Source organism: Nocardioides sp. (assembly GCF_024509035.1).
Lineage (GTDB): Bacteria > Actinomycetota > Actinomycetes > Propionibacteriales > Nocardioidaceae > Nocardioides.
The window spans coordinates 13227-19767 of sequence record NZ_JANINT010000380.1; the positions used below are offsets into that span (position 1 = coordinate 13227).

Here is a 6541-nt window from a genome sequence, read left to right on the forward strand (position 1 = left end):
GACGCTGCCGACGAGGGACTCTCGGTGGTCGCGTCCTCGCCGTTCCGGGTGCGCCACAAGGGCGACCTGCGCACGATGGTCGAGCTCGTCGATCCCCTCGACCGGGCCCTGCGCAGCACCCGCGTGCTGGTGCGACAGACCGCGGTCGCGGCCTACCGGCGACGCCCCGTGCCCGGGTCCTACGCGCTGCTCGCCCTCGACCTCGCCGACGCCGCCGACCAGGTCGCCGACGAGCTGGCCGAGGACCGGATGGCCACGGCTGCGCGCACCGCGCTGCTGGCGGTGGGCGAGGCCACGGCCCTGGTCGAGCGCACCCAGCTGCTCACCGCCGACGCGATCCTGGCGCAGCTGCGCTCCGTGGTCGTCGACCTGCTCATGGTCACCGGGCTCGACCAGCTCGAGTCGACCGAGGCGCTGCCCCCGCCGCCGCGATGAGCGAGCCGTCCACATCGGCCCCGAGCTGGGTGCTGCACGTCGACCTCGACCAGTTCATCGCCGCGGTCGAGGTGCTGCGCCGCCCCGAGCTCGCCGGGCTCCCGGTCGTGGTCGGCGGCCGAGGAGACCCGACCGAGCGCGGGGTGGTCGCGACGGCGTCCTACGAGGCCCGGGCGTTCGGGGTCGGGTCGGGGATGCCGCTGCGGATCGCCGCCCGCAGGTGCCCCGAGGCGGTGTTCCTGCCGGTCGACAAGGAGGCCTACGACGCCGCGTCGGCGGAGGTCATGGCGGCCCTGCGGGCCCTCGAGTGGGGAGGCGTGCCGGTCGTCCTCGAGGTGCTGGGCTGGGACGAGGCCTTCCTGGCCGCCGGACCCGGCCACCACGACCTCGGCGACCCCCGGGACTTCGCCGAGCACCTGCGCGGCGAGGTCCTCGCACAGACCCGTCTGCACTGCTCGGTCGGCATCGGGGACAACAAGCTGCGCGCCAAGATCGCCACCGACTTCGGCAAGCCCCGAGGCGTGTGGCAGCTGACCGAGGACACGTGGTTCGAGGTCATGGGAGAGCGCCCCACGACCGCGCTGTGGGGCATCGGCGCGAAGACCGCGAAGAAGCTCGCGGGTCTCGGCATCGACACCGTCGAGCAGCTCGCCCGCTCCGACGCGCGGGTGCTCGCCGCCGAGCTCGGCCCGACGATGGGCCCGTGGTTCCACCGCCTCGGTCGCGGGGTCGACCCGAGTCCGGTCGATGCGACGCCGTGGGTGCCGAGGGCGCACGGCCGCGAGGAGACCTACCAGGAGGACCTCGAGGACTGGACACGGGTCGTCGAGGAGGTCCGCTCGCTCACCCGGAGGGCCGTCGTCGACATCGACCGCGAAGGACGGCCCGCGGCACGGGTCGGCATCAAGGTCCGCTACCGACCGTTCTTCACCGTCAGCCGCAGCCTCACGTTGCCCGAGCCCAGCAACGATCCCGCCGTCCTTGCTGACGCGGCCGTCTCGTTGCTCGACCGCGTGGAGCGGGACCGCCCCGTCCGCCTGCTCGGGGTGCGCCTGGAGATGGTGGATCCCCCGCGTCAGCCGTAGGCGTGGCATCGTCACGTCCCGTGTCCGATGACTGGCGTTCCGATCGGGTGACCGCGGCCCTCGAGGGGCGCAACCCGACCGTCCTCGCGGAGCTCGACGACGCGTTCGCCGTGATCGGCGACGTCCAGTTCCTGCCCGGCTACGCGCTCGCGCTGACCAAGCGGCCGGGCGTCGACCGGCTCTCGGACCTGCCGCGGGCCGAGCGGCTGCGGTTCCTCGCCGACACCGATCTCGTGGCGGCAGCGGTCGAGAACGTCTGCGCGGCCCGCGACCGGGCGTACCGGCGCGTGAACGTCGAGATCCTCGGCAACACCGACGCGTTCCTGCACGCCCACGTGTGGCCGCGCTACGAGTGGGAGGCCCCGGAGGTCGTGGGCAAGCCGGTGTGGCTCTACCCGCCGGAGCGCTGGCACGACCCGGCCACCACGCTCGGCCCCGGGCACGCCGACCTACGGGCGGCTCTCACCGCCGAGCTCGCCGCGCTGCGCTGAGCAGGACGTCAACCGAGGCCGGCGCTCAGCTCCTGCACCACGGAGTCGACGACGGCGACCAGGTCGCCGCCGGTCTGCTCGGCCACGGCGCGCTGCCGCTGGTAGGACGCACCGCGCTCGGGGATGCCCGCGACCAGCGCGAGCTCGTCGACGCACCCGAGTCGCTCGGCGGTCGGCGCCAGCCGCTCGAGCAGGTCGGCCAGGTCGTCGGTGACCAGTCGCTCCGTGGAGTCGGCGTCCGTGATCACGATCGCCTCGAGCCCGTAGCGGGCCGCGCGCCACTTGTTCTCCTGCACGTGCCAGGGCGGCATCGTCGGGAGGGTCTCGCCCGCCGCGGCGCGGGTGTCGAGGTCCACGACCAGACAGTGCATGAGGGCGACGAGCGCCGAGAGGTCGGAGATCGTCGAGACGCCGTCGCAGACGCGGTTCTCCAGGGTGCCGATGTGCGGGGCCGGGCGCACGTCCCAGCGCACCTCGGAGATCTCCTCGATCACACCGGTGACGAGCTCGTCGTGGACGAACGACTCGAACTCCGACCACGACTGGAACTGGAACGGCAGGCCCGCGGTCGGCAGCTGCTGGAACATCAGGGCGCGGTTGGAGGCGTAGCCGGTGTCGATGCCCGCCCAGATCGGCGACGACGCGGAGAGCGCCTGCAGGTGCGGGTGGTAGTTGAGCAGGGACGAGAGGACGGGCATCACCCGCTCGCGCTCGGGCATCCCGACGTGGACGTGCACACCCCAGATCAGCATCTGCCGGCCCCACCACTGGGTGCGGTTGATCAGCTCCTCGTAGCGGTGCCCCTCCGAGAGCTGCTGCACGGTCCACGACGCGAACGGATGCGTGCCCCCGCCGTACAGGTCGAGGTCCAGGGCGTCGCCGGCGGGCACCACGACCTCGAGCGTGCGGCGCAGGTCGGCCATCGCCTCCCCGACCGTGTGGCACACCCCGCTGACCACCTCGACGGTGTTGCGCAACAGCTCCTTGTGCAGCTTCTCCGGATCGGGCAGCCGCGGCTTGGCCCGCGCGAAGAGGTGGGTCGCGTCGTTGCGCAGGTCACGGGTGCGCCGGTCGACGAGAGCGAGCTCCCACTCCACCCCGAGGGTCGGCTCCGGCGAGGCGTGGAAGTCGATCCTCATCGCCCCAGCGTTCCACAGCTCAGCGACGGGGGAGAGAGCCCAGGCGGGTGAGCCACGCCTCAGCGGTCCCGTCGTAGGGCGGCGCCTCGGCCGTGACGGCGGCGTGCACCCGCGAGCACGAGGCGAGCGCGGCCGCGACGACGTCGTCGGGGTAGCCCAGGCTCACGCGATGGTCGGCGAACTCGTCCTCGTCGTCGACCCAGACGCGGCCGGTGTCCCCGCGGATCACGTCGAGGTCCAGGTCGACGGCTCGCAGCAGGTCGCCGTCCCACCAGGCCGGCGTGGTGATGTCGACGTACACCCGGCACCAGATCCCCGGTCGGTGGAAGGTCGCGATGTGGGTCACCAGCTCGCCGTCGCCGGGTGGGACGAGAGAGACCGAGTCGACCTCGGACACGAACTGCGCACCCGGACGGGCGTTGAGCGTGCCGGCGGGCGCGCCGATCCACTGCCCGTGCTCGTCGCTGCCGAGGTAGATCGCGTCGAGCTCCCAGTGCGGCGTCGCACCCCACTTGGACATGACCATGCGCACGTCGGCGCCGGGCTCGGGGGTCACCTGGTCTGTCTACCAGTCGGGCTGGGAACATGGCCGCCATGCCCGAACGCCAGCTCAACCTGACCCTGGACTTCTGTCTTCGTGTCGGCGAGATGCTCCTGTCCTCGGGCGCCGGGGCGGCGGACGTGATCGCGACCATGCAGTCGCTCGCGTGGCACTACGGCGTGCGCAACCCCGAGATCGACATCACCTTCACCTCGCTCTCGATGAGCTACCAGCGCGATCCGGAGGAGCCCGCCTCCGTCCTGCTGCGGCACGTCAAGCAGCGCGACATCGACTACGAGGACCTGACGCTCGTCGACCACCTGGTGCGCGACGTGCTGCGCGACGAGGTCGACCTCAAGGAGGCACGCAGCCGCCTGGCCCGGATCGTCTCCTCCGGCCACCAGACGCCCCGGTGGGCGGTCACGCTCGGATGGGGCCTGATGTGCGCCGGCGTCGGTCTGCAGCTCGGAGGTGGCCCGGTCGTCGTCGGGGTGGCCTTCCTGGCCGCCGCCTGCATCGACCGGCTCCAGCTGCTGATGGCGCGACGGCGGCTTCCGTTCTTCTACCGCCAGGTCGCGGGCGGCGGCATCGCGACGATCATCGCGGTGCTCGCGGCCGCGCTGATGCCCGACCTCGACCCGTCGGTCGCGGTCACGGCGAACATCATCATGCTGCTGGCCGGCATCGGGTTCATGGGCGCCCTGCAGGACGCGCTGTCGGGCTTCTACGTGACCGCGGGCGCGCGGCTCACCGAGGCGATGCTCGCGACCGCCGGCATCATCGCCGGCGTCAGCGGGGGCCTGACGCTCGCGGAGGTGCTCGGCGTCGACGTCGGACGCCTCGACCCCGGCGCGGCCGCCGGCCTCAAGGAGGTGTCGGTGATGGCGCTCGGGGCGGCGATCTGTGCCGCGGCGTTCGCGTTCGCGTCGTACGCCCCACGCCGCTCGCTCGCACCGGTCGGCCTGGTCTCGGCGGTCGCGATGGTCATCGCCCAGTCCGGCATGCTGGGTGGGGTCGGCCGGACCTGGCCGACCGCCCTCGCGGCGTTCTTCGTGGGCCTGGTGAGCTACACCGTCGCGGGCCGGATGCGGGTGCCGCCCCTGGTCGTCGTGGTGCCGGCGATCGTCCCGATGCTGCCGGGCCTGTCGATCTACCGGGGGCTGAGCCTGCTCGCCGAGGGCGGGAACCAGACCTCGGACGGCCTCCTCGCGATCATCACGGCCGCGTCGGTGGCGATCGCGCTGGCCTCGGGGGTGATCCTCGGCGAGTTCGTGGCGCAGCCGCTCAAGCGCGAGGCGCACCGGCTCGAGAGCCGGCTCGCCGGCCCGCGGCTCGTCGGCCCGCTGCGGACGCGCACGTCGCGGCGTGAACGGCGCAAGGCCCGCGCCCAGCAGGCCTGACCCTGCTCAGACCACGGTGGTGCGCTCGGGCAGCACCCGCTTGCCGGCCTTGGCGACGATGTCCTGGTAACGCGAGCCGGTGAGCTTGGCGAGCTGGTGGATCGCGTGCGCGTCGAGCCCGACCAGCACCCGCGCCCGGTTGTGGAGGATGCCGCGCACGATGATCTCGGCGGCCCGCTCGGGGGTCATCTTGGCGAGCTTCTCGTCGAAGAGCTTGGCGGTGCGGTCCTTGTCCTCGCGAGCGGAGACGCGGGCGTTGCGGGCGATCGCGGTCTTGATGCCGCCGGGGTGCACGACGGTGACGCCGACCGGGTGGCCGGCGATGAGCATCTCCTCGCGCAGCGCCTCGGACATGCCGCGCACGGCGTACTTCGAGGCGTTGTACATGCTCTGGCCGGGCATCGAGACCAGCCCGAACAGCGAGGAGATGTTGACGACGTGCCCGTCGCCGGAGGCGATCAGGTGGGGGAGGAGCTCCTTGGTGCCGTGGACGACGCCCCAGAAGTTCACGCCGATGATCCAGTCCATGTCGGCGTACTCGAGGTCCTCGAGGTTGCCGGCCAGCGCGACGCCGGCGTTGTTGACGACGACGTTCACCCGGCCGAAGTGGTCGGCGACCGAGGCGGCGTACGCCGCGAACGCGTCGCGGTCGGCGACGTCGAGGTGGTCGGAGCGCACCTCGCGCACCCCGGCCCGCTCGACCAGGTCGACCGTCTCGGCGAGACCGGCGTCGTCGACGTCGCTCAGCGCCAGCCGTGCACCGCGCGCGGCGAGGTTGAGCGCCAGGGCGCGGCCGATGCCGGACCCGGCGCCGGTCACGACGCAGACCTTGTCCTCGAGCGTCTTCATGCGGTCACGTCCTCTCGGGCGGGGGTGTCAGGGCTGGTGGGCAGTGCTGGCGGGACGGGGTGGGGTCGCAGCTCGTAGGCGTCGGTGTCGAAGCGGGCGAGCTGGCGGCGGAACGTCACCGTCGACTTGGGCCACAGCGTGGTGTTGCGGCCGTGCTCGTCGAGGTACCAGCTCGAGCAGCCGCCGGTGTTCCACACGGTGCGGCGCATCCGTCGCTGCAGGCCGGCGTTCCAGGCGTCGTGGGCGTCCTGGCGCGGCTCGACGGCGGCGTACTCCCCACGCCGGATCGCGCGCACCGCGCCGCGGAGGTACTCCACCTGCGACTCGATGACGAACACCATGCTGGAGTGGCCCAGGCCGGTGTTGGGGCCGACGAGCATGAAGTAGTTCGGGAAGCCCGGCACGGTGGTGCCCTTGTAGGCGGCCATGCCGGACTCGCGCCAGACCTCGGCCAGCGTGCGGCCCTCGCGGCCGATGACGTGCTCGGTGATCGGCAGCTCGGTGGTGTGGAAGCCGGTGGCGACCACGATGACGTCGACCGGCCGCTCGGTGCCGTCGGCCGTGACGACGGCGTTGCCGGTCACCTGGGCGATGCGATCGG

The 6541-nt window shown here is 72.6% G+C and carries 6 protein-coding genes and 2 pseudogenes; 4 read left to right on the plus strand and 4 right to left on the minus strand.

Annotated features, from left to right (window positions below):
• The 3 genes and pseudogenes from Q0L15_RS21820 to Q0L15_RS21830 form a co-directional block, all read left to right on the plus strand.
• Positions 1 to 435, plus strand: a pseudogene (locus Q0L15_RS21820) (hypothetical protein); the annotation flags it as partial.
• Positions 432 to 1520 carry a DNA polymerase IV gene (locus Q0L15_RS21825; protein WP_296606915.1) on the plus strand — a complete coding sequence of 363 codons (1089 nt, stop codon included), beginning with the start codon at positions 432 to 434 and terminating at the stop codon, positions 1518 to 1520. The pseudogene Q0L15_RS21820 and the gene Q0L15_RS21825, both read left to right, overlap by 4 nt.
• A 20-nt stretch (positions 1521 to 1540) precedes the next feature.
• Positions 1541 to 2011 carry an HIT family protein gene (locus tag Q0L15_RS21830; RefSeq protein ID WP_296606917.1) on the plus strand — a complete coding sequence of 157 codons (471 nt, stop codon included), beginning with the start codon at positions 1541 to 1543 and terminating at the stop codon, positions 2009 to 2011.
• An 8-nt stretch (positions 2012 to 2019) separates the two neighbouring features.
• Here the strand turns inward: Q0L15_RS21830 and Q0L15_RS21835 are convergent, their stop codons facing one another.
• Complete coding sequence (locus tag Q0L15_RS21835; RefSeq protein WP_296606918.1) at positions 2020 to 3150, minus strand: glutamate--cysteine ligase; 1131 nt, start codon at positions 3148 to 3150, stop codon at positions 2020 to 2022.
• A 19-nt stretch (positions 3151 to 3169) separates the two neighbouring features.
• Complete coding sequence (locus tag Q0L15_RS21840) at positions 3170 to 3706, minus strand: DUF402 domain-containing protein (protein ID WP_296606920.1); 537 nt, start codon at positions 3704 to 3706, stop codon at positions 3170 to 3172.
• 38 nt (positions 3707 to 3744) lie between these two features.
• Between Q0L15_RS21840 and Q0L15_RS21845 the strand changes: the two genes are divergently transcribed.
• Complete coding sequence (locus tag Q0L15_RS21845; RefSeq protein ID WP_296606922.1) at positions 3745 to 5091, plus strand: threonine/serine exporter family protein; 1347 nt, start codon at positions 3745 to 3747, stop codon at positions 5089 to 5091.
• Positions 5092 to 5097: 6 nt separating this feature from the next.
• Here Q0L15_RS21845 and Q0L15_RS21850 read toward each other — a convergent pair whose 3' ends face one another.
• Together Q0L15_RS21850 and Q0L15_RS21855 are read right to left on the minus strand one after the other, a co-directional pair.
• On the minus strand, positions 5098 to 5940 hold the full coding sequence (locus Q0L15_RS21850; protein ID WP_296606923.1) for an SDR family NAD(P)-dependent oxidoreductase: 843 nt from the start codon (positions 5938 to 5940) through the stop codon (positions 5098 to 5100).
• Positions 5937 to 6541: pseudogene (locus tag Q0L15_RS21855) on the minus strand (4-hydroxyacetophenone monooxygenase); the annotation flags it as partial. The pseudogene Q0L15_RS21855 and the gene Q0L15_RS21850, both read right to left, overlap by 4 nt.

Excerpts from the sequence above, each read along its gene's own strand:
- Q0L15_RS21825 (WP_296606915.1), top strand. The coding sequence starts at position 432 with ATGAGCGAGCCGTCCACATCGGCCCCGAGCTGGGTGCTGCACGTCGAC.
- Q0L15_RS21835 (WP_296606918.1), bottom strand. The coding sequence starts at position 3,150 with ATGAGGATCGACTTCCACGCCTCGCCGGAGCCGACCCTCGGGGTGGAG.
- Q0L15_RS21845 (WP_296606922.1), top strand. The coding sequence starts at position 3,745 with ATGCCCGAACGCCAGCTCAACCTGACCCTGGACTTCTGTCTTCGTGTC.
- Q0L15_RS21850 (WP_296606923.1), bottom strand. The coding sequence starts at position 5,940 with ATGAAGACGCTCGAGGACAAGGTCTGCGTCGTGACCGGCGCCGGGTCC.